Annotated in this window: 16 protein-coding genes and 1 riboswitch; of the genes, 4 read left to right on the plus strand and 12 right to left on the minus strand. The window is 43.0% G+C overall.

Translation table 11 applies throughout. From position 1 onward, the window contains the following. Positions 1-63 precede the first annotated feature (63 nt). The 6 genes from AB6N04_RS12070 to nudF all read right to left on the minus strand — a co-directional run bounded on the left by AB6N04_RS12070 (position 64) and on the right by nudF (position 7770). The gene (locus AB6N04_RS12070) at positions 64-804 is read right to left on the minus strand and encodes a 1-acylglycerol-3-phosphate O-acyltransferase (protein ID WP_369308548.1); all 741 of its coding nucleotides are present in this window, start codon (positions 802-804) and stop codon (positions 64-66) included. Positions 805-902: 98 nt separating this feature from the next. Then, on the minus strand, positions 903-3164 hold the full coding sequence (gene parC / locus AB6N04_RS12075) for a DNA topoisomerase IV subunit A (RefSeq protein ID WP_369308549.1): 2262 nt from the start codon (positions 3162-3164) through the stop codon (positions 903-905). A 34-nt stretch (positions 3165-3198) separates the two neighbouring features. Further along, positions 3199-5094 (minus strand): DNA topoisomerase IV subunit B, encoded by a 1896-nt coding sequence (gene parE / locus AB6N04_RS12080; protein WP_369308551.1) that lies wholly within the window; start codon positions 5092-5094, stop codon positions 3199-3201. Positions 5095-5181: 87 nt separating this feature from the next. Further along, a complete protein-coding gene (gene yqiA, locus AB6N04_RS12085; RefSeq protein ID WP_369308552.1) occupies positions 5182-5763 on the minus strand; it encodes an esterase YqiA in 582 nt (193 codons plus the stop codon). 6 nt (positions 5764-5769) lie between these two features. Beyond that, positions 5770-6609, minus strand: coding sequence for a 3',5'-cyclic-AMP phosphodiesterase (gene cpdA, locus AB6N04_RS12090; RefSeq protein WP_369308553.1), 840 nt, complete (start codon positions 6607-6609; stop codon positions 5770-5772). Positions 6610-7131: 522 nt separating this feature from the next. Beyond that, positions 7132-7770, minus strand: coding sequence for an ADP-ribose diphosphatase (gene nudF / locus AB6N04_RS12095; RefSeq protein WP_369308554.1), 639 nt, complete (start codon positions 7768-7770; stop codon positions 7132-7134). Positions 7771-8079: 309 nt separating this feature from the next. Here nudF and tolC point away from each other — a divergent pair, with 309 nt between their 5' ends. From tolC to AB6N04_RS12110, 3 genes are all read left to right on the plus strand, one after another. Further along, positions 8080-9471, plus strand: a complete 1392-nt coding sequence (gene tolC / locus AB6N04_RS12100; RefSeq protein WP_369308555.1) for an outer membrane channel protein TolC — start codon at positions 8080-8082, stop codon at positions 9469-9471. Between the two features lie 399 nt (positions 9472-9870). Beyond that, positions 9871-10575: a DUF1190 family protein gene (locus AB6N04_RS12105; RefSeq protein WP_369308556.1), complete on the plus strand. Its 705-nt coding sequence runs from the start codon at positions 9871-9873 to the stop codon at positions 10573-10575. A gap of 6 nt (positions 10576-10581) precedes the next feature. Next, positions 10582-11745, plus strand: coding sequence for a glutathionylspermidine synthase family protein (locus AB6N04_RS12110; protein WP_369308557.1), 1164 nt, complete (start codon positions 10582-10584; stop codon positions 11743-11745). Positions 11746-12108: 363 nt separating this feature from the next. Here the strand turns inward: AB6N04_RS12110 and ygiD are convergent, their stop codons facing one another. Continuing rightward, positions 12109-12939, minus strand: a complete 831-nt coding sequence (gene ygiD / locus AB6N04_RS12115) for a 4,5-DOPA dioxygenase extradiol (RefSeq protein WP_369308558.1) — start codon at positions 12937-12939, stop codon at positions 12109-12111. A 246-nt stretch (positions 12940-13185) separates the two neighbouring features. After that, positions 13186-13839: a 3,4-dihydroxy-2-butanone-4-phosphate synthase gene (gene ribB / locus AB6N04_RS12120; protein ID WP_369308559.1), complete on the minus strand. Its 654-nt coding sequence runs from the start codon at positions 13837-13839 to the stop codon at positions 13186-13188. Positions 13840-13998: 159 nt separating this feature from the next. After that, a riboswitch (FMN riboswitch) is annotated at positions 13999-14149 on the minus strand. Between the two features lie 632 nt (positions 14150-14781). Between ribB and AB6N04_RS12125 the strand changes: the two genes are divergently transcribed. Next, positions 14782-15048, plus strand: a complete 267-nt coding sequence (locus AB6N04_RS12125; RefSeq protein ID WP_369308560.1) for an accessory factor UbiK family protein — start codon at positions 14782-14784, stop codon at positions 15046-15048. Between the two features lie 74 nt (positions 15049-15122). On the opposite strand, the gene AB6N04_RS12130 is transcribed toward AB6N04_RS12125, so the two are convergent. The 4 genes from AB6N04_RS12130 to AB6N04_RS12145 all read right to left on the minus strand — a co-directional run bounded on the left by AB6N04_RS12130 (position 15123) and on the right by AB6N04_RS12145 (position 21276). Beyond that, a complete protein-coding gene (locus AB6N04_RS12130) occupies positions 15123-15332 on the minus strand; it encodes a toxin-antitoxin system HicB family antitoxin (protein WP_369308561.1) in 210 nt (69 codons plus the stop codon). A 344-nt stretch (positions 15333-15676) separates the two neighbouring features. Beyond that, positions 15677-17104 carry a bifunctional D-glycero-beta-D-manno-heptose-7-phosphate kinase/D-glycero-beta-D-manno-heptose 1-phosphate adenylyltransferase HldE gene (gene hldE, locus AB6N04_RS12135; RefSeq protein ID WP_369308562.1) on the minus strand — a complete coding sequence of 476 codons (1428 nt, stop codon included), beginning with the start codon at positions 17102-17104 and terminating at the stop codon, positions 15677-15679. Positions 17105-17194: 90 nt separating this feature from the next. Continuing rightward, positions 17195-20041, minus strand: coding sequence for a bifunctional [glutamate--ammonia ligase]-adenylyl-L-tyrosine phosphorylase/[glutamate--ammonia-ligase] adenylyltransferase (glnE, locus tag AB6N04_RS12140; RefSeq protein WP_369308563.1), 2847 nt, complete (start codon positions 20039-20041; stop codon positions 17195-17197). A 272-nt stretch (positions 20042-20313) separates the two neighbouring features. Then, on the minus strand, positions 20314-21276 hold the full coding sequence (locus AB6N04_RS12145) for an inorganic triphosphatase (RefSeq protein WP_369308564.1): 963 nt from the start codon (positions 21274-21276) through the stop codon (positions 20314-20316). Between the last annotated feature and the right edge of the window lie 172 nt (positions 21277-21448).

Below are 21448 nucleotides of genomic sequence, written 5' to 3' on the forward strand. Positions count from 1 at the left end.
CTCTAATAATAAAAAAGGAGCGATGATAATTTATTGCTCCTTTTTTATAATAATTTTAATTAGTTACGATTTTTTAACTTGTTTATTCAATTCTTCAACTTCTAAATCAAGCTCTTTGATTTTAGCTTCCATCAAGGAATGACAATACTCTGCTAGCTCCCTAACCTGATCACGGGTATAGGTTGAGGTATCGATAGGATCTAGCATCTCAATGATAGCATAGCCATTATTCCAACGGTTTAGCTTAATTTTGCCCTGGGTACTTGATACACACACAGGCACAATGGGCACACCAGCTGCAATAGCTGCATGAAAAGCCCCGGTTTTAAATGGTAATAAACCGCGACCACGGCTACGCGTGCCTTCTGGGAACATCCAGACCGAAATCTTACGTTTTTTGATTTGATCGGCAACTTGAGAAATCGTGTTATGCGCTTTTGAACGATTTCCACGATCAATCAAAATATTGCCCGTGATCCAATATAAAAAACCAAAGAAAGGGATATACACTAAGCTTTTTTTACCCACTGTTACCGTTCTAGGTAAAACGCCATTTGACATAGTCACCATGTCATAATTGTTTTGATGGTTGCCAATATAAATACTTGGACCGTAGTTTTTGGCTTCCTTAGGCACTCGATTGACGATTTTAATTCCGAAAACAACGGATAAGCGCCCAAACATATGCCCAAATGTCATCACGTGCTTCGGATTACGTGGACTAAATAAGCAGTAGATCCCCCCGCCGACACAAACAAGGATGGTATAAATAATGACAATAATCGCTCTAATAAGCGCTAACATACTAACCCCAAATTGTTGGGGCGCTACCGCCCCGCAATGAATGTTAACTTTGGGTGCCAACTGGACACGTTAATCGGGCACCCATTGCATTGATTGTTTTATTCGTTATTCTTTTCTACAGGTTCAATATCAATACGTTCAATATTGTGCATCCCACGAGGTAATGAAGTCCCTTTACGGCCACGCTCTGAACGGTATTTCTGTAGATCTTCAGCTTTAAACTTCAGTTTTCGTTTACCAAAATGCAATGTCATTGAAGCACCAACAGGCAAAATCATCAACCATGTTAGTACATCGTCGCCACTTGCTGCTTGTGCCGTTGCGATATTGATAATCTTATTTCCTTTACCTTTTGAAAGCTGAGGCAAGTCTGCCACAGGGAATATTAACATACGCCCTGCTTTGGTTATTGCCAGTAACAAGTCTTCTTGTGCATTATCTAGCTCAATTGGCGTCAATACTTTGGCATTTTCAGGTAATGAAATCAGTGCCTTACCTGTCTTATTCTTCGTTACTAAGTCATTGAATGTACAGATAAACCCATAACCTGCATCTGACGCCATCAAGTATTTTTGCTCTTCTGGTGCCATTAAGACATGCTCAATCGTCGCCCCCGGCGGTAGCGTTAGTTTACCCGTCAGAGGTTCGCCTTGGCTACGTGCTGATGGTAATTCCAATGGATCAACGGAATAACTACGCCCAGTGGTATCGAGGAATACCACCGCTTGATTCGATTTACCTCGAGCAGCCTCTTTAAAGCCATCACCCGCTTTATAGTTTAAGTTGGTTGGCTCAATATCATGACCTTTTGCACTGCGCACCCAGCCCATATCAGATAACACAACCGTAATGGGCTCTGATGGGAGGATTTCATGCTCACTCATAGCTTTTGCTTCTTCACGTTCTTGAAGTGGAGAGCGACGGTCATCACCGTAAGCTTTCGCATCAGCCTGAATTTCTTTTTTAATTAAGGTATTTAGACGGCGTTCAGAACCTAAAATCGCTTGTAATTCATCACGCTCTTTTGCTAATTCGTCTTGTTCACCACGGATTTTCATTTCTTCCAATTTGGCTAAATGACGTAATTTCAGCTCTAAAATAGCCTCTGCTTGCGTATCCGAAATATTAAAGCGGGACATTAAAACGGGTTTAGGATCATCTTCGGTACGGATGATTTCGATAACCTCATCAATGTTTAAATAAGCAATTAATAAACCGTCTAAAATATGTAAACGTCTTAATACTTTCTCTAAACGATGATTCAAGCGGTTGCGCACAGTTTGGCGGCGATAAGTTATCCACTCGGTTAGAATTTCAACCAAGCCTTTCACCGCAGGGCGGTTATCTAAGCCAATCATATTGAGGTTAACGCGGTAGCTTCTTTCTAAATCGGTTGTCGCAAATAAGTGCGTCATCACCTGTTCAAGATCAACTCGATTACTGCGGGGAACAATCACTAAACGCGTTGGATTTTCATGGTCAGATTCATCTCGTAAATCATCTACCATTGGCAGTTTCTTCGCTCGCATTTGGCTGGCGATTTGCTCGAGAACCTTAGCCCCAGAAACCTGATGAGGTAATGCCGTAATCACTGCATTACCGTCTTCTTTTTCCCATACAGCACGCATACGCACAGAACCACGACCGTTTTGATAAATTTTACGAATATCATCACGGGAAGAGATAATCTCGGCTTCCGTTGGGAAATCGGGCCCCGGAATATACCCCATGATCTCATCGAGGTTCAGGGTCGGTTTTTCCAGTAATGCGACTAACGCATCTGCCACTTCACGGGCGTTATGTGGTGGGATATCCGTTGCCATCCCAACCGCAATCCCCGTTGTCCCATTTAACAAAATATTTGGCAAACGCGCAGGTAACATTTTCGGCTCGTTCATCGTGCCATCAAAGTTCGGAACCCAATCAACGGTACCGTGGCCTAACTCACTGAGAAGAACCTCTGCGTATTTAGATAGACGTGATTCGGTATAACGCATTGCGGCGAACGATTTTGGATCATCGGGTGCCCCCCAGTTTCCTTGCCCATCCACTAATGGATAACGATAAGAAAATGGTTGAGCCATTAAGACCATGGCTTCATAACACGCACTATCACCGTGTGGGTGATATTTACCTAATACGTCACCAACCGTTCTCGCTGACTTTTTATATTTTGCGCTATTGCTTAAGCCAAGTTCTGACATTGCATACACAATACGACGCTGAACGGGTTTTAGCCCATCACCAATAAATGGTAGCGCCCTATCCATGATGACGTACATCGAATAGTTTAGATAAGCGCTTTCAGTAAAGGCATGAAGCGGTAAACGCTCCACACCATCATGAGTAATTTCACTCATTCAATTCGTTCCTTACTCTTTTTATCGCAGGATGTTAGACATCAATTTCAGCCAGATCGCCTTTTTCTTGCAGCCAATTACGGCGATCTTCTGAGCGTTTTTTCGCAAGAAGCATGTCCATTACGGCAAGAGTTTCTTGGTAGTTTTCATCATCGATGACCAACTGAACAAGGCGACGAGTATTGGGATCCAACGTGGTTTCACGCAATTGGAGTGGGTTCATCTCCCCCAGCCCTTTAAAGCGCTGAACGTTTGGTTTCCCACGTTTACGACTTAATCTGTCGAGAACCGCATTTTTCTCGCTTTCGTCTAGTGCGTAAAAGGTTTCTTTGCCTAAATCGATACGATACAACGGCGGCATTGCCATATACACATGCCCCGCTTTTACTAAGGTTGGGAAGTGGCGGACAAATAACGCACACAACAATGTGGCGATATGCAAACCATCCGAGTCCGCATCCGCAAGGATGCACACTTTACCGTAACGTAGCTGGCTTAAATCTTCACTATCGGGATCAATACCAATTGCCACAGAAATATCATGAACTTCTTGTGAAGCTAACACTTCATCAGAAGAGACTTCCCATGTATTCAGTATCTTACCTCGCAACGGCATAATCGCTTGGTATTCACGGTCACGAGCTTGCTTCGCCGAGCCACCTGCCGAGTCCCCTTCTACTAAGAATAATTCCGTCATGCTTAGATCTTGCGAGCTACAATCGGCCAACTTGCCGGGTAATGCGGGGCCGCTTGTCAGTTTCTTGCGTACCACTTTTTTCGCCGCACGCATTCGACGTTGGGCACTTGAAATCGCCATTTCCGCCAGTTGTTCCGCGATTTGCACATTTTGGTTTAACCACAAGCTAAAAGCATCTTTGACCCCCCCTGAAACAAAGGCAGCACATTGGCGTGAAGACAGACGCTCTTTGGTTTGCCCTGCAAATTGCGGATCTTGCATCTTAACCGAAAGCACATAAGTACAGCGTTCCCAAATATCATCCGCAGATAATTTGACACCTCGCGGCAAGATATTGCGGAATTCACAAAACTCACGCATCGCATCCAATAAGCCTTGGCGCAATCCATTGACGTGAGTACCGCCTTGCGCTGTCGGGATCAAGTTCACATAACTTTCAGTGAGTAATTCACCGCCCTCCGGTAGCCATAAAAGGGCCCATTGTGCTGCTTCCGTCTCACTGGAAAATTCTCCGGTAAACGGTTTTTCTGGCAAGGTCTCTAAACCATCAACAGACTCCATTAAGTAATCTGTTAACCCATCACTGTAGCACCAACTTTGCTCGGTATTATTGAGCTGATCCTTAAACGTGATTTTCACACCAGGGCATAAAACCGCTTTGGCTTTTAAGTTATGCGTTAAACGAGAAACCGAAAATTTGGGGCTATCAAAATAGCTTTCATCGGGCCAAAAATGCACGCTGGTACCTGTGTTACGCTTTCCACAAGTGCCAATAACATGTAGATCTTCGACTTTATCGCCATTTTCAAAGGCTATCTGATAAACCTGACTATCACGGCGCACAGTTACCTCAATACGCTTTGATAACGCATTGACGACAGAAATACCCACACCGTGCAAACCACCTGAAAATTGGTAGTTTTTATTGGAGAATTTTCCCCCAGCATGTAACTGACCTAAAATCAATTCAACCGCTGAGACCTTCATTTCTGGATGGATATCGACAGGCATTCCACGCCCATCATCAATTACCTCAAGGGATTGATCAGCGTATAAAATAACCTCAATGTGCCCCGCGTGCCCAGCAAGCGCCTCATCGACACTATTATCAATTACTTCTTGAGCCAAATGGTTCGGTCGCGTGGTGTCGGTATACATCCCCGGACGACGGCGAACAGGCTCCAAACCACTGAGGACTTCAATAGCCTCTGCGTTATAACTAGATTGAGTCATGTTGTCATTCTGCGGTAATAGGTGATTAATTGAACTATTCAATCAGTGAGTTACTGGTGATAATAACAGTGTTCATGCGTTTTAGCACTATTTCTCTACCAATTGAAGAAAATGGACAATTTGAGAAAAGTAAGCGTCAAAACCGATAAAGGCATGATTACCGTCAGGTTCCACAGTCTGTTTACACTTTGAAAGATAGGTAACAGCTTCGCGATAATCAAGTACTTCATCGCCCATTTGTTGTAACAGCCAAATTCGATGCGGTGCTGAAAGTTGCTCGATATACAGTGATTTCAACTCATCAATATGTTTTGGCTCCAGAACATAGTGTTCATGGGTATAGGGATTAGTATTGTCACCCAAATAATCTTTCAGCAAATCAAACGGGCGTACAGCAGGGTTTACCACCACTGCCGGGAGTTGATAACGCTCAGAAAACCAAATCGAAAAATAACCGCCTAGAGATGAGCCTACCAAACCAATATGATCATGTCGATGTTGTTGAATAAGGTCATCCAACATCGCTTCGGCTTGTGCTGGGAAATTAGGCAGTTGCGGCACAATCATATTGATATGTGGATGATTGGCTTCAATCCATTGCTTTAAGCTATTAGCCTTAGCCGATAACGGCGAGCTATTAAAACCATGAATGTAGAGTAACGTGGCCATCGTGAATTAATAACCGTCTGAGTCTAGATCAGGGCTAAATTCACGTGTATCTAAGCGATGTACCGTGGTTGTGACATGCCTTTGCCCTTTTTCATTGACGCTTAATTCGAGATATCGCCAACCTGGCGCCACCGTATCTAAAGCAAAATTCGTACAATGGGGCTTAAATTGCACACAAGTTGATGGTGTCGCCAGTAAACGAATGCCGTGCCAATTTTCATCCATTTCCTGATGAATGTGCCCACAGAGCATCGCTTTCACATTCGGATAGTCTTTCAAATAGTCGGCTAGGATATGCGAATTTCTTAAACTGTGTTGATCGAGCCATGTACAACCTGACGGTAGGGGATGATGGTGAAGCATCACTAATGTTGTGCGTTGCGGCTCAGCATCTAAACAGGCTTTCATCCATTCTAACTGTTGCTCAGAAAGCTCCCCATGAGGCACGTCTTGCAATTGGCTATCAAGCATAAGAATTTGCCACTCTTTGCCGATTAAAATTTGTTTCGCACTCGAAATTCCAGCCACTCGCAGACTTTCGACCATTGCGGGTGGATAATCATGATTTCCGGGGAGCCAAACACAAGGGGCAGGAATACGTTCAATGCCTTTTGCAAAATGTTGATAAGCCTGCGGTGATTGGTCTTGAACCAAATCCCCTGTTGCAACAATCAGGTCAATCGGGAGATTTTGCGCTGCAATCGCGTCAAGTACAGCCTGATAGCTTCGATAGGTATTCACACCTAATAAGGTGTTTTCTGTATCAGCAAACAGATGCGTATCAGTAACCTGTAAAATTCTCACAACATTAGAGTGCTTTGCAGTCACTTCAAGCTGGCTATCCAAAAGTCTTCCTTTTCCGTAAAATTGTTTATGCTCTAATCTATTCTATTCGTTAAAACTATACAAAATCTCAACAGGATTTGCAGCTTGTTGTAAAATTTTGTTTGATGACTTTCTAAGTCATTCTCTGAATTACGCTAAATAATTCAAGTTGCAAGCAGGCGGCAATCGAAGCCATCCCAAGGAGCATACATAAGTATGTGACTTGGGTGGCGAAGTGAAGCCAACACACTTGCGCTGACTTTATCGCGCTATGTCTTCACCCCTAACTCGCTCTTTTCCATTCTCTGAATTACTCTTCTATTCACTGAATTACTCTTCTATTCACTGAATTACTCTAAATAATTCAAGTTGCAAGCAGGCGGCAATCGAAGCCATCCCAAGGAGCATACATAAGTATGTGACTTGGGTGGCGAAGTGAAGCCAACACACTTGCAGCTTGAAGTATGACGAGTAATTGGAGTATGACGAATAATTAATTCAATATCTGCTAATCAGCACACACTTCACTAGATTAATTGTTATTTAAAACAGTTTCATCCATTTTTCATTAAGTTTTTGATAATTGAGCTGTAAATATTGGATAGCAATCACTGTTGCTGCGTTATCAATGGTGCCGTTTTCTACCCATTGATAAGCCTGTTCTCGGCTGACAACGTGCACTTTGATATCTTCATTTTCTGAGGCTAAACCGTGAATACCTTTTGCTTGGCTGCTATCTACCTCACCGATAAACACGTGCATGCGTTCGGTCGTACCGCCGGGACTTGAAAGGTAGCTAATGGCTTTTTCTACATGGCGGATCTCAAGACCAGCTTCTTCCATTGCTTCACGGCGAATAACCTCTTCAGGGGATTCATTTTGTTCAATCATTCCTGCTACCGCTTCGAGTAACCATGGGGTTTCGCTGGTTTCAATCGCTGGAAAACGAATTTGTTCTATTAGCACGATATTATCGGTTTGCGGATCATAGGGTAAAACGACCCCTGCGTGACCACGTTCAAACACCTCACGACGAATTTCATTACTCCATCCACCTGCAAACAGTCGGTGGCGAAATCGGTACTCAATCATTTGAAAAAAACCGTTAAATAATTTACGCTTGGATATAATTTCAACATCGTTTTTGCCAAATGTAATTGGTTGTTCTATTTTATTTGTCATTGCATTCTCCAAACCCATTAATTTCCATCTTAAGGAAATAATTGTGGATTAAAACTGTTTTTAAGGTTTTTTAATCTTAGATGAAGTAATGTTTAGTAAAATTGAGACAAAATGGCACAAAAGGCTACCGTTAATCCAAACGAACCTCTGCTACAATAAGCGCCATTATTCACATTTAAGGACACAATAGGGTCTGTTTTTTACTGATTGTCTCTAAAGCGCCTATTTTTATATCGATCGCCTAAATTAGGCATGGTACGTTTTAGGCAACAGGCTCAACATAATTTGCTGTTTAATCAAGGAATCAAAATGAAGAAACTGCTTCCCCTTTTAATTACGATGAGTTTTGTGGGTCTCAGTACCAATAGCTATGCAGACGATTTACTGCAGGTTTACCAAAAATCGAAAGAAAGTAACCCTGAGTTAAGAAAATCACTAGCTGAACGTAATCAAGCTTTTGAAAAGATTAATGAAGCTCGCAGCCCTCTCTTACCTCAACTGGGTTTAGGCGCGGGAGCTAGCTATGGTAGTGGTTACCGTGATGCAAATAATACTGAAAGTACGGGGTTGAATGCATCACTGAAATTAACTCAAACTGTTTTTGATATGTCGAAATGGCGTCAACTGACGATCCAAGAGAAAACAGCGGGTATTTCTGATGTGACTTATCAAACCAGCCAGCAGCAATTAATTTTAGATACGGCAACCGCTTATTTTAACGTTTTAAAAGCCATTGATGCCTTATCTTATATTGAAGCGAATAAAGAAGCAGTTTATCGTCAATTAGACCAAGTTACTCAACGCTTTAACGTTGGTCTTGTTGCGATTACTGATGTTCAAAACGCCCGTGCAAACTATGATAGTGTTATCGCTCAAGAAGTTGCAGGTCGTAACGATTTAGAAAATGCGATTGAAAAACTGCGTCAAGTTAGCGGTGTGTACTATAGCCAACTGGCGTCTTTAAATATTGACCGCTTCAAAACCAATGAGCTGGGCGATATCAACGCTATCTTAAAAGAAGCGGAACAACGTAACCTTAGTCTGTTAAGTGCACGTTTAGCCCAAGATGTTTCTCGGGAAAATATCCGTTTAGCCGAAACGGGTCATATGCCAACCGTAAACCTTGATGCATCAACTACGGTAACCAATACCTATAACCATGGTAGTGGCTACAACAACCGATTAACAGGTTCAGGTGCAAGTAATAGCTATAACGGGCAGAACAGCATTGGCTTAAACTTAAGCATTCCGTTATACACGGGTGGTGCAACTAGCTCTCAAGTTGAACAAGCACAATATGGCTTCCAAAGTGCAAGTGAGCAATTGGAAAGCGTATACCGTAACGTGGTTCAGTTAGTTCGTTCATCATTTAACAACGTTTCTTCGTCAATCAGTAGCATCAATGCATACAAACAAGTGGTTGTATCTGCACAGAGTTCATTAGATGCAATGGAAGCGGGTTACCAAGTCGGTACTCGTACAATTGTTGACGTCTTAACCGCTACTACAGCGTTGTACCAAGCGAAACAAAATCTGTCTAACGCGCGTTATGATTATATGATTAACCAGTTGAATATTGAATTTGCTCGCGGCACGTTAAACGAAGACGACATCGCACGTTTAAATGCGAACTTAGGTAAAGAAATTTCAACTCAGCCAAGCAGCATTATTCGTAATACAGATGCCCCTAAAATTAAATAATTTGTTCCTTTAGTTTTAGGTAATTCAATGACCCGCTGCTTTGGCGGGTTATTTTTTGTTACGACACCAAGAAAATCGCTTAAATCACTCATTTTGATCGAATTGGCTCAGTTACACCCGTTTTAGCGCGCCTCATCCATAAAATTCAGTCAATTCTCACTTTAGTTGTTATCCGCTAGATTAAAAAACAAACTATAATTAATTAATTGATATTCAATGAAAATATTCACTTTTTATTCTCATTTTATTCAGACATATCTTTAAAAAGAGAAGAAAGTTACAAAAATGATAATTTCAATCTATTTCCGCTATATTTCTGCTTTAATTTTCAGCGTTTATCCCCTATCCTAGAGATAACCTATCAAACATCTTACTTAAATTTTATTCAGGGTAATTACCATGACCATGAAGCGTACCAAAGATATTAATCAAAACGCCTTCCGCAAGTCTTGGCGCTCATACCGTTTAGCGCCAGTCGCTGTTGCAGTCAGTGCAGTATTTATGCTTTCTGCCTGTGAAGAAAGCGATGAAACGGTATCTCTGTATACCAATGCACAAGATTGTAGCCAAGCAAACCCATCTCAAGCGGAACAATGTACACTTGCTTACAACAATGCATTACAAGAAGCGGCAAAAACTGCGCCTAAATATGCAACACAAGCAGACTGTGTTGCTGAATTTGGTGAGTCTATGTGTACTCAAGCCCCTGCTCAAGCGGGTCTGGCTGGGACTAGCTCAACCAACGGCGAGCAAACTGCACAAGCGCAAAACAGCGGCGGTAGCATGTGGATGCCATTAATGATGGGCTACATGATGGGACGAATGATGGGGGGCAGCGCAGCTTCTCAACCACTGTTTAGTTCAAAAAACCCAGCTAGCCCTGCAAACGGTAAGTTTGTCGATGCATCAGGTAAAAGCTATGGTCCTGCGGTTGCTGGCGGTCGTTCAATGAGCGTACCAAAAACCGCAATGGCACCTAAGCCACCGACTACATCAACGGTGACTCGTGGTGGTTTTGGTGACACCGTAAATAAACAAGCGATGGCACAGCGTTCGTCTTCATCTGCAAAATCAACCTCTTCTTCCCGTTCTATGGGTGGTTGATAAGTAATGAAACGAGTTCCGATTGTTGAGCGCCCAAATTGGCGCGAAAAAGCTGCTGAGTTTGGTTTCGAATTTCATACCATGTACGGCGAGCCGTACTGGTCTGAAGATGCCTATTATCAATTCACAATGGCACAGATCGAAGAGATTGAAGATGCAACCGCTGAATTGCATCAAATGTGCCTAAAAGTGGTTGAACGTGTTATTGAAAGTGACGAATTATTGGCCCGCTTTCAAATCCCTAAGCACTGCTGGGAATTTGTTCGCAGTTCATGGAAAAGTGAGCAACCTTCATTGTATTCAAGGCTCGACCTTGCCTACGATGGTGTCAATCCGCCAAAGTTACTGGAAAACAATGCTGACACACCAACCTCTTTATATGAATCAGCCTTCTTCCAATGGATCTGGTTAGAAGATCAAATTGAGGCGGGTAAACTACCGGAAAATGCCGATCAATTTAATAGCATTCAAGAACAATTGATTGAGCGCTTTACCCAGCTTAAAGATCAATACGGTTTCCGTCTGCTACACATGTCTTGTTGCCGTGACACAGAAGAAGACCGTGGCACAGTGCAATATTTACAAGACTGTGCCAATGAAGCAGGCGTTGCCACTGAGTTTTTATATATTGATGAAATCGGTTTAGGTGAAAGAGGTGAATTCACAGATACACAAGATCAGGTTATCAGTAATCTGTTTAAGCTGTATCCATGGGAATTTATGCTGCGTGAAATTTTCTCCACCAAGTTACAAGATGCTGGCGTTCGCTGGTTAGAGCCTGCATGGAAGAGCATTATTTCAAACAAAGCATTGCTACCGATGTTATGGGAAATGTTCCCTGACCATCCAAACCTACTGCCAGCCTATTTTGCCGATGGTAAAACGCAGCCAGAACTCGATAAATACGTAATCAAACCGCTGTTTTCCCGAGAGGGCGCGAACATCCGTATTATTGAAAATGGCAAAGAAATTGCCGCTGCGGATGGTCCATACGGTGAAGAAGGTATGATTATTCAACAATTCCATCCACTTCCTCAATTCGACGGTAACTATACCTTAGTCGGAAGTTGGTTGGTGAATGATCAACCTGCGGGGATTTGTATTCGTGAAGATAAAGAACTGATCACTCAAGATCTGTCTCGTTTTTATCCACACACCATCATTGACTGATCCCATACAGTCAATCGCCAAAGCCCAATCAATTGATTTTGTTTGGGCTTTTTTATCTATTAAAAAATATAGCAACCTGAATTCCCCCCTGCGATTTACTCGAAATATGATAAAAACGCTCCTCTAAATCGTTCAGGTTGTAACTAGGCAGCAAGCGAGGCAATTCTAAGGAGCAGACATCAGTATATGACTTAGATGGCAGAGTGAAACTAACAAAGTTACAGCCTGAAATATGACAAAGACGCTCCTCTATGACAAAGACGCTCCTCTAAATAGTTCAGGTTGTAACTAGGCAGCAAGCGAGGCAATTCTAAGGAGCATACATCAGTATGTGACTTAGATTGCAGAGTGAAGCTAACAACGTTACAGCCTGAAATATGACGAGGAGATTTCGCCGACAACGACTGACATCATACTCAATGACGCAGAAACAATCCCTTCAATTGGCGTATTGACCCCTTCTTCACCATCCCAAGTGCCTAATATGGGTAAAAGCGGTAAATAATGCTCTGGCGATGGGTTTGATAATTTGCCATCTTCCCGTTCTAGCCCTTTGGTCAACGGGTGAGGGATTTCATGGCTTTGCAAGTTGTCATACACAAATTGCTCAAAAGATGCAGCCCACGGATAAGGCTCAGCTTGTGAGTTTTGCCAGTTCATCGCTCGTAAATTGTGTACCACATTACCGCTTCCCATAATCAGTATCCCTTGTTCCCTTAAAATAGACAGTTTTTTGCCTAGTTCATGGTGCCAAGTCGCAGGTTTTGTGCCATCAATACTTAGCTGGATCACCGGAATATTGGCTTCTGGGTACATACGCACTAAAATTTCCCATGTTCCATGATCAAGCCCCCACTCTTCTTTATCAAGATAAACTGGTTCTGGCGCTAATAAATCAGCAACCTGCCGGGCTAGTTCAGGTGAGCCCGGTGCTGGATATTCAATTTGGTATAGTGCTTCTGGGAATCCGCCAAAATCGTGAATGGTTTTCGGTTTTAACATGGAGGTTACCGCAGTCCCGCGAGTATACCAGTGTGCTGAAATCACCAATATCGCTTTTGGCCTAGGTAAGGTTTTGCCGAGTTGTTCCCACGCTTTTGTATAAGGATTGTCCTCAATAGCATTCATTGGGCTACCATGACCTATAAAAATTGCTGGGATCTTGTTATTTACGACTGAAGTATTTACCGACATGATGATTTCAACTCCAACTCAATTAGCTACGACTTATAGCATACGCTTTTAAATAAAAATCACAGTAAGCTAATTATGAGTATGATCATCAAATAAATTGAAAAGGCCACGAGGTGTGCAACTCAGTGGCCTTAATGCAATTCTATATGCTTAACGTACTATCAATAACTTAAATAATTTAGCTGAAGTTAGCCTACCAATATTTAAGTTTAAAAAAACAAACTTTTCCTCGAAAGAGGACTAAGGTTAGCTGGCTTTCTTTTCCTGCTGCAAACGATACTGTACTAAATCCTCGATAGTCACAACCGTCAACCCGTGCTGCTTACCAAAAGCAGCCACTTCTGGTGTACGTGCCATTGAGCCATCATCGTTAGTCAATTCACAGAGCACACCAGCTGGCTTAAACCCTGCTAATAAGGCTAAATCGATAGTCGCTTCAGTATGACCACGACGTGCTAAGACACCGCCCTCACGAGCACGTAATGGGAAGACGTGACCAGGGTGATTAAGGTCTGCTGGCACTGCGTCATCCGCAATCGCTGCGCGAATAGTCGTGATGCGATCTGCGGCAGAAACCCCTGTGGTTACGCCATTTGCCGCTTCAATTGTCACAGTAAAACCGGTTTGATTTTGGCTGGTATTATTTTCCACCATCATTGGCAATTCCAGTTTTTTGCGACGCTCTTCTGTGATACACAAACACACAATGCCACTGCTGTAGCGAATGGTAAATGCCATTTGCTCTACAGTCATGGTTTCAGCAGCAAAAACTAAGTCACCTTCATTCTCACGATCTTCATCGTCCAGAACAAGGACACCTTTACCTTGGCGCAAGGCCTCGATAGCTTTTTCAACACGTTCGATTGGATTACCGAATTCGGAAAGTAGCGTATGATCCATGGTAAAAAACCTCTTAAATAGTTATTAACTAGTTACCAGAATCAAGGCAGTCTTAGGAGTACGAGAAATGATGAATAAATAAATTACCTATAAGTGGCAACCTACCTACTCAGGTATGCAGAACATCTCTGTGCAATACCGCACAAGCATGCAGATACAGTTAATTCTCTCCCATCCGGACTATAACCGTCGGCTCCAGATTCACACTGGATCTGCTGACCTTTACCACCGAAATGATAAAGCGCTCGCGGGCTTCATGCGCGTTGCATGTTACCGCCGGTGGGGACTTTCACCCCGCCCTGAGATAAACGCGATCAATATAACGCCAATAATTCAACTACGCAACGATGATATTCAAAACTGGCGAGCCACTCACACTTTTAGACAAAAAATATGAATAAAAACTTAGTGTTACCAACACTCTTTTTTCACCTTTTAATTTCTCTAAATAATTCCCGTTGTCGCTAGGCGGCGAAATTGAGTCAGCCTTAGGAGCATACAAAAGCAGGTGACTAAGGTGGCGAAATAAAGCCAACAACGCGACAGCGTGAAGTATGACGGCTAGATGGTACTTTTCCCTAAATAGGTGCTTTTCTCTAAATAATTCCCGTTGTCGCTAGGTGGCGAAATTGAGTCAGCCTTAGGAGCATACAAAAGCAGGTGACTAAGGTGACGAAATAAAGCCAACAACGCGACAGCGGGAAGTATGACGTCTAGATGGTACTTTTCTCTAAATAGGTACTTTTCTCTAAATAATTCCCGTTGTCGCTAGGCGGCGAAATTGAGTCAGCCTTAGGAGCATACAAAAGCAGGTGACTAAGGTGACGAAATAAAGCCAACAACGCGACAGCGTGAAGTATGACGAGAAAAGGGGTTTATTACCGCAACAAGAGCTATTACACTACCCCTAACTCATTTCTTTGAAAATTTAAGGACCCGTGAATGCTCGATCCGAAAAAACTTGAACAGGTTGCTCGCCAAATTCAAGGCGCATTACCGCAAGGCGTACGTGATTTAGGTGAAGATTTTGATAAAAAGCTGCGTTCACTATTACAATCACAGCTGGGTAAATTAGACTTAGTCAGTCGTGAAGAGTTTGATATTCAAACTCAAGTCTTATTACGTACCCGTGAAAAATTAGCCAAAATGGAACAACGCATCAGTGCGCTTGAAGCCAAACTAAATACCGAAGAAAAAGCAGCAGAGTAACCGAATAGTGACGCCCTAATTGGCGTCACATTTTTATTGATTAGACACTCACTCTGGTTCCAATAACTGGATGATTACTGGTTTTTAGAGATATTATGTGCGGCTGTCGCTGTAGTTAAATAAGCGTCTAAGCGACTAGGATAACGTAACGTAAATGGCTTCACCGTATCTTCTTCTTTAACTGCCGGTACACCTTCCTCATTACAACTTGCAATATACTCATCGAGTGATGATTTTGCCTTCTTTTTCCCTTCAATACTATCGGAAAAAAAATCCCCCCCCACTTACATCCAAAAGCTGGTCACGAAAGGCTTTAATGTCTACTTTATAGGTAACAGAAGCAGGATGCTCATTAATCGCGCCTTTATCCATTACCATTTTTAATTTTGTCGTCGAGATGATTGATTAAACTAGCCACATTATCCCATCTGATGGTCGATTTAGGTGGAATAATCAGTATATCAACCATCGTTTTACCGTGCTTTGCCCCCTACGCCCTGATTTTGATGCTTGTCTATTCCATGACATCAGTTGCTATTCAAATTATCTGGATATTAAAAAACCCAGCTTCGGCAGATCAGCAAAGCTGGGTTATCGACAATTAATAAGCTAATCAGTGATTAGTTAATCAACTGGTTTTCATAATATTTTTAATGATATTTGTCGTTGAAATACCATCTTCAAAATTTAGCACTTTCACTTCACCGCCCGCAGCCCAAACCTCTGCGCTGCCTGCAATCTCTTCGGGACGATAATCACCACCTTTGACAAGTATATCTGGCAAGATCTCAGCAATTAAACGTTGCGGTGTATCTTCTTCAAAAGCGACGACCCAATCCACTGCACCTAATGCACCTAAAACGGTCATGCGCTGTTCTAATGGGTTGACTGGACGTGTTTCACCTTTAAGGCGGCGAGTCGATGCATCACTATTTACGGCGACAATCAGTCTATCACCCAGTTTACGCGCATTGGCTAAATATGAAACATGCCCTGCATGTAGAATATCAAAGCAGCCGTTGGTCATCACCACACGCTCACCACGTTGCCTTGCATCGGCAACAGCCTGTTTGAGTTCACTCTCTGTCATCACCCCAAAGCCCGTATCCGCACGACCACGAATAGCATTTTCCAATTCGATAGGGGAAACGGTGGATGTTCCTAGTTTACCGACAACAACCCCCGCCGCTGCATTCGCTAATGCACAGGCTTCATGTAATGGGCGACCGGAAGCTATTGATGCCGCTAATACACCAATCACGGTATCACCTGCACCGGTGACATCAAACACCTCTTGTGCTTGCGTAGGTAAATGCAATGGGGCTTCATCACGACGGATCAGACTCATGCCTTGCTCTGAACGCGTAATCAATAGGGCCTTTAACTCCAAGGAATTGAGTAACGCCATGCCCTTTTCTTCAACCTCTTGATTGTTCTTGCAAGGTCCAACAATGGCTTCAAATTCAGACATATTTGGCGTCAATAATGTTGCACCACGGTAGCGATCGAAATTATTCCCTTTCGGATCAATCAGCACAGGTACACCCGCTTTATTGGCTAACGCAATCATTTTTTCAACATGTGTTAATGCGCCTTTTGCATAGTCAGATAACACTAACGCTCCAATATGCGGCAAAGCTTGCTCAATACGCTCTAGAACCGGAGCCACATCAACATTGTCGAAACCTTCTTCAAAATCAAGGCGGATCAGTTGCTGGTTACGAGATAACACACGTAATTTTGTAATGGTTGGGTGTGTCGGGATCGCCACAAAATCACAACGAACCTGTACCGCATTTAAATTTTTCGTTAAGGCTTTCGCAGCATCGTCAATCCCCGTTAACCCCACAAGGCGGGAGTTTGCACCCAATGATGCAATATTCATCGCAACGTTAGCGGCACCACCAGGGCGCTCTTCTACCATCGTTACTTTCACAACAGGCACTGGGGCTTCAGGGGAAATACGGTTTGCAGGGCCATGCCAATAACGGTCTAACATCACGTCACCAACCACCAGCACACCGGCTTTTTTGTAATCCGGAAGAGTTACTTTCATCCTGCACTCCAGTTTTAAAAAGGAAATTTGATCATAATTAGCGAAATATTAGCATATTGCGCTACTTAGCTAAATAAAATACGTTTGAGCTTATTTGCCTAACCATTTTTGCCAACTGGCTAACACTTGCTCTCGTTGCATAGCAAACTGGTTGATATCCACACGGCTCGGTAATGACTGCAAAGCAAGATGATGCAATTCATTGCGCATGGTGACATAAGCTTGGGTTAATACGTTAGCTTCTTCTTCAGACATAAAATCATACTGAGCCATGAGCTCAAAAATACGCACATTGTCTGACCAACGCGTTAACGCCTCGTTTTGTGAGGCAAAACGCAATACCAAATATTGTGCAATAAACTCAATATCAGTGATCCCTCCAGGATCCGCCTTTAAATCGAACTCATTGGCTTGATGGCTACCTAAATGCTGGTGCATTTTCACTCGCATATCCCGCACTTGCTGTTGCAATGTATGCGCCTCTCTCGGCAAACAGAGTGTTTCATGGCGAATTCGGGTAAATTGCTGCTGTAATTCAGCACCACCAAACACCATCCGCGCACGAATAAGCGCTTGGTGCTCCCATGTCCAAGCATCGTTTTTTTGGTAGTCATCAAAGGATTGGATCGTACTGACTAACATCCCTGATTCCCCTGATGGCCTTAAACGCGCATCCACTTCGTACAAAACCCCTGATGCTGTACGGGTACTAAATATGTGAATAATGCGCTGCGCAACACGCAAATAAAACTGCCTTGCATCAATTGAACGCTCACCATTGGTGACCACATTTAATGGGCAATCAAACAGAAAAACCAAATCTAAATCAGAGCTATAGCCTAACTCCCATCCCCCTAACTTACCGTAGCCTATCACGGCAAAACCATATTGTTTGCTATCGCTTTGCGCTAAGTGGGTAGGTTCACCGTAGCGTTTCACCATTTTTTGCCATGCTTGATGAACAACCGCATCAATAATTGCTTCTGCAAGATAGGTTAAGTGGTCGCTAACTTTCATTACTGGCAACACACCAGAAATATCTTCCGCCGCAATGCGTAATAATTGTGCTTGTTTAAATTGGCGTAACGCTTCCAGTTGTTGTTCTTCATCCTCTTCAGGCACACGCAGCAAATATTGGCGCAATTCGTCGCGGTAAGCCGTTAATGGAAGTGGTTGATAGAGAGATTGCGGGTCAAGAAGTTCATCGAGAAGTAAAGGGTGGCGAGATAACTGCTCAGCAATCATGGGTGAAGCTGCGCACAAGCGTATAACGTGGGTGAGCACATCATCAAATTCAAGCATTAACTCAAGGTAGGTGGTTCTACTGACAATGCTAAGCAATAGGGGTGTTATACGATCAAGCACTTGCCCTGCATCGTCACGCTCACCAATTTTTGCCAGTAATTTAGGCATTAATTCATCAAGAACATCGCGCCCTCGCGGCCCAATCGTCCGTTTATTTAAGTCATGACGGAACATTAAAATGCCATGAATGATCCGCTGCGCAATCTCTTCGTTTTTTGAGGGTAAATAAACGGCAAGTTCTTCTTTGGACAGATCGCTTTGCCACAATGTGATGTAAATTTCATCAAAAGCATCAGCATCTTCACTATCATCATCCTGTCCGATTTGCTCGGTAAAGATTTGGTGAACCGCCGCCATTTTTTGGCTTAGAACGGGGTAAAAATCCGCCCAATCTGTAAAATTCATTCCCCAAGCTAAGCGCGCTCGGTTAAGTGCATCATCCGGTAACGTTTGAGTTTGTTGATCATCAATGCTTTGCAGTAAATTTTCCACTCTGCGTAAGAAAATATAGCTATCTTGCAAGATATCGACCTGTTCATTTGGCAATAACGCTAATTCGCGGATCCCTTGAAACGTAGTCAACAAGGATTGTGATTGTAAAACCGGCTCGCGCCCACCACGGATCAGTTGAAAAACTTGGGAAATAAACTCGATTTCACGGATCCCCCCGGCACCCAGTTTGATATTATCGACCAGACCACGACGGCGAACCTCACGCTCTATCATATTTTTCATATTGCGCAGCGATTGGATCACACTGAAATCAATATAGCGGCGATAGACAAATGGACGCAGCAATTTCCGTAAGCTTTCTGCGTAATGTAGGCTATCAGGCCCCATAATCCGTGCTTTAACCATTGCATAGCGTTCCCAATCGCGCCCTTGCTCTTGGTAATAATCTTCTAGCGCCGAAAAGCTGAAGACCAGTGGACCACTATCGCCAAAAGGACGCAAACGCATATCGACACGGTAAACAAAACCGTGAACAGTGACCTGATCGAGCATACGAATAAGCTTTTGCCCTAAACGGGTAAAAAATTGGGCGTTATCCAGTTCTTTGCGACCACCTTGCGTCGCCCCGTTTTCAGGATAAGCAAAAATGAGGTCAATATCTGAGGAGAAATTCAGCTCTCGCCCCCCAAGTTTCCCCATTCCTAGCACCAATAATGGCTGTGGCTTTCCTTCATAATTACAAGGAGTTCCCCACTGCTGGCTATATTCCCGATACAGCCAATCCCTTGCCGCCACAATTAAGGTTTCCGCTAACACACTCAACTGGTAAATAGTGTCTTGTTGCGAACAGACCGCCAAAACTTGCATCCACGTACAGCGCACCAATATTTGATGGCGAAAAATACGAAGCACCCGCATTAAATCATCTTCGCTGGAAACAGGTGAAATCCTTTCCGCTAGCCAAGTTGCATAGTGTTGCCACTCATCAGCCTTAGGAGGGTTGACACGGATATCTAATAGAAATTGCGAATGTGCCAGAACCTGTTTAAGGGCAAAATCACTAAAAGAGAGCACTTGAACTTCATCTTCACTCAATGGCAATAAATCTGGTGCTTGCCCAGCTAACTGATTTAAAACACGTTCTTTTTGGGCTTGCAGTAAATCGGGCAGTGGATGCATGTTATTCGTATCCTAGGGGCTGTTGACCTTTGTGGATTTTTATCGCTAAAAAAGGTCAAAAAGCAACCCAAAAATTGATAAATATGTAAATCAAACTAACTGACGATTATTTGAATGAAATCCGCTGTTTAAACGCAGCCCTATGGGCTTGATTAAAGCGCGTTTCACCCATTTGGCACTACATTGAGGTTCGCCAAGTGCACTAGGCGAACCTCCCCTTGCCTAACATAGCGCTAATTCGAATAAGAACCGCTATTAAAGATAAACAGCCTCTAGTGGTCTTCTTGGTAAGTTAACGCACTTAACCACTGAATAAAGGCCAGCTTACATTTTAGCCATTGGCTGCTATAACAAAACTCATCCGCACTAATCGCTTCATTAGCAATATCTAAACGTAATTGGTCTAATGGCGTGTCATGAATAAAATGTGGTGCTGAGTTTTGATAATGCACTAAAAATGCTTGAACAAAACGCAGAAATTCCACAAAGCCTTGGCGAGCGTCCTTTTCCCCAGCCAGCCAATATATTTCATGTTGCTGACACAAGAGTTGCATATGCGTCAGTGATTTTTCAATTGGCTGCTGCTCATAATCAAACAGTGTATCAGGGCGGGTCAATAGCGAGTTAGCGGGTGAAAGCAGTGAATATCCTCGAGCTGCTTTACTGAGGGATGAGAGAGACAGCCCATCAATATCTGCAAATTTTTTCGCTAAGTTAAGCACATCAGCAATAAAGCCTTTTTTGAGTTCTAATTCAAACTCTTGGATCGGCAAATCCTTTGCTCCTGCGGATATTTCACCTTGATCAAGTACCACTTCAATCTCACTATCTTCAAAAGCCACTAACCATTTTTCACGGGTAAAATTAGTGCTAAACAGCACACTGAGATCTGATTGTAATGCAGCAATATCTGTACCTTCAGGCCAGATTTCCGCAGGAAACGCCGCGAGGTTAAGCTCTGGAGAGTCAATATCCACATTGTATTCCGGACGCTGATGCAAACCACTAATTGCCTGACCCGCCGTTTTCATCGTCATTTCATAGTGCCCATCGCAACCACGAATGCGCAGCCCCATGTCCCATTGACGTAGTTGCTTTTGTGGCGTGTCAAAATAAATATTGGTTAACTTCGTTGGCGCACTATACTGGTGGGGCAATGTCGATATACTCTGACGAACAGCCTCTATGGCATCACTTTTAGCGGCTAATTTGAGTTCAACCTCGACGTGGCTCATACATATCCTTATTTAATAATTTCACTGCCCTCATCTTACCCCAAACCAGCGATGCTGAGAAAAGAAACTGTATTGAAATCAAAAATTCTCTCGACCTGATTTCTTTTAGAGAGTTATCTTGAAAAAAGAGTAAAAATAAGCGTAATTTAGACAGTTAGGATAGTTCTCATTA

The organism is Providencia rettgeri, assembly GCF_041075285.1.
In the GTDB taxonomy this organism is placed as follows: Bacteria; Pseudomonadota; Gammaproteobacteria; order Enterobacterales; family Enterobacteriaceae; genus Providencia; species Providencia rettgeri_G.

What these genes read in the sequence shown, in the direction of transcription:
- AB6N04_RS12070 (WP_369308548.1), bottom strand. Translation starts at nt 804, where the DNA reads ATGTTAGCGCTTATTAGAGCGATTATTGTCATTATTTATACCATCCTT.
- parC (WP_369308549.1), bottom strand. Translation starts at nt 3,164, where the DNA reads ATGAGTGAAATTACTCATGATGGTGTGGAGCGTTTACCGCTTCATGCC.
- parE (WP_369308551.1), bottom strand. Translation starts at nt 5,094, where the DNA reads ATGACTCAATCTAGTTATAACGCAGAGGCTATTGAAGTCCTCAGTGGT.
- yqiA (WP_369308552.1), bottom strand. Translation starts at nt 5,763, where the DNA reads ATGGCCACGTTACTCTACATTCATGGTTTTAATAGCTCGCCGTTATCG.
- nudF (WP_369308554.1), bottom strand. Translation starts at nt 7,770, where the DNA reads ATGACAAATAAAATAGAACAACCAATTACATTTGGCAAAAACGATGTT.
- tolC (WP_369308555.1), top strand. Translation starts at nt 8,080, where the DNA reads ATGAAGAAACTGCTTCCCCTTTTAATTACGATGAGTTTTGTGGGTCTC.
- AB6N04_RS12105 (WP_369308556.1), top strand. Translation starts at nt 9,871, where the DNA reads ATGACCATGAAGCGTACCAAAGATATTAATCAAAACGCCTTCCGCAAG.
- AB6N04_RS12110 (WP_369308557.1), top strand. Translation starts at nt 10,582, where the DNA reads ATGAAACGAGTTCCGATTGTTGAGCGCCCAAATTGGCGCGAAAAAGCT.
- ygiD (WP_369308558.1), bottom strand. Translation starts at nt 12,939, where the DNA reads ATGTCGGTAAATACTTCAGTCGTAAATAACAAGATCCCAGCAATTTTT.
- ribB (WP_369308559.1), bottom strand. Translation starts at nt 13,839, where the DNA reads ATGGATCATACGCTACTTTCCGAATTCGGTAATCCAATCGAACGTGTT.
- AB6N04_RS12125 (WP_369308560.1), top strand. Translation starts at nt 14,782, where the DNA reads ATGCTCGATCCGAAAAAACTTGAACAGGTTGCTCGCCAAATTCAAGGC.
- hldE (WP_369308562.1), bottom strand. Translation starts at nt 17,104, where the DNA reads ATGAAAGTAACTCTTCCGGATTACAAAAAAGCCGGTGTGCTGGTGGTT.
- glnE (WP_369308563.1), bottom strand. Translation starts at nt 20,041, where the DNA reads ATGCATCCACTGCCCGATTTACTGCAAGCCCAAAAAGAACGTGTTTTA.
- AB6N04_RS12145 (WP_369308564.1), bottom strand. Translation starts at nt 21,276, where the DNA reads ATGAGCCACGTCGAGGTTGAACTCAAATTAGCCGCTAAAAGTGATGCC.